1 protein-coding gene is annotated in these 1,811 nt (G+C 38.7%); it reads left to right on the forward strand.

Annotated elements, in window-relative coordinates; all coding sequences use genetic code 11:
• Positions 1-48 precede the first annotated feature (48 nt).
• Entirely contained in the window at positions 49-1,638 is a 1,590-nt protein-coding gene (locus P6733_RS17830) for a T9SS type A sorting domain-containing protein (RefSeq protein WP_306354309.1), read from the forward strand.
• Positions 1,639-1,811 lie beyond the last annotated feature (173 nt).

A 1,811-nucleotide genomic window follows, 5' to 3' on the forward strand; every position in this document is an offset into this window, starting at 1 on the left:
CCCCTACAGATTAACAATTTTATTTTTCATCTTATCATTTTAAAATTTATGACTAAAAAATTACTTACTGTAATCCTTTTGCAGCTAGGATCGCTAACTGTTTCTGCACAAGATGTTCTTTGGGAGAAATCCTATGGTGGACTACATGCCGAATATCTTTTTGACGTACAACCTACTGCCGATTATGGCTTCATTCTCGCAGGGAGTTCTCTTTCCGATAAAAACGGAAATAAAAAAGTAGCTAGTAATGGTGATTTCGATTACTGGATTTGGAAAATGGATGAATATGGTGCTTTAGACTGGCAAAAAAGCTTTGGAGGAACAGGATTGGACTTTTTACAAAGTTTACGTACTACCAACGATGGTGGCTTTATTGTAGCAGGTACTTCTAATTCGCCGAAGAGCATCAATAAATTAGAAGATTCTCGTGGTCAGGAAGATTTATGGATTTTAAAATTGGATGCCAAAGGCAATGAAATTTGGCAACGTACTTTAGGTGGTAATGGTCAGGAACAATTGGCCTGTATCAATAAAACCCGTGATGGTGGTTATATTATAGGAGCATCATCGGGTTCTAATAGCTCTGGGGATAAAACCGAAGACAGCCGTGGAAATCTGGATTACTGGATTATCAAACTCAATGCGAGTGGAAAAACAGAATGGCAGAAAACCTACGGAGGTCGTTATATTGATCAACTCAAAACTGTAGAACAAACCAAAGATGGTGGCTATATTTTAGCGGGGTATTCCAACTCTCCGATGTCGGGTGAGAAAAACTCCGAAGCCATCGGAATTGGAGATTACTGGATTATTAAAGTTGATAAAACGGGAGGAATCGAATGGCAAAAAACATTGGGTGGTGAAGGTGATGATAATCTCTCTACATTGGTTCAAACCTATGATGGTGGTTATATTTTAGGGGGAAGTTCTAATTCCCGTGCTTCGCAAACAAAAACTAAATCCAACAGTAACGGAACCGATTTCTGGGTTGTGAAAATGGATGAAGAAGGAACCGTGCTCTGGCAGGAAACCTACAATTATGGAAAAGTAGATTTATTAACTTCGATTGTAGAAAATGACGACCATACGCTATTGATTGGTGGTTATGCACAAAGTGAAGTAATCGGCACTGACCGAAAAGACAAACGAGACATCAATGATTATATCGCCTTAAAGATCAATGAAAAGGGAGAGGAAATCTGGACTAAAACCATCGGTAGTGATGGTGAAGATGTTTTAAACAAATTGGTTGAAACCCGTGATGGTGGTTATTTATTAGCAGGAACCTCACAAGGAAAAGCATCCCGCAATAAAAACAGCAATCAAGGAGGAAAAGACTTTTGGGTGGTCAAACTCAAAGACACTTCAAAACCAGATGTTGTAAAAGCAGCCATTGAAGCCATTCCAAATCCAGCCTTGCAATACACCAATGTATTGGTAGGGTATGAATTTGAAAAAGGTACGGCTACTGTATTTGATTTATCAGGAAGACAACTGCAACATTTTGCGATTGACAGCCGAACTGTACCCGTTGACTTAAGTGCTTATCCTGAAGGAATCTACCTCGTAGAAATCCGTACTAATGTACAGCACAATTCCGTGAAAATCATTAAAGGAATTACGCCTTCGCGAAATTAAAACTCATAAAAAAACACGTTATTTCATTCCGACCTTAGGGTCCATAACACTCGATTCATTATGAAAAACAATATCTGTTTATTTTTCTTGATTGTACAGGCTTTTCTGTATGCACAAGACAACACACCCCCACAATTACCAAAAATATTTCCACCATCACCGGATGTTGCTTC

It is taken from the genome of Flavobacterium aerium, assembly GCF_030766725.1.
GTDB lineage: Bacteria > Bacteroidota > Bacteroidia > Flavobacteriales > Flavobacteriaceae > Flavobacterium > Flavobacterium aerium.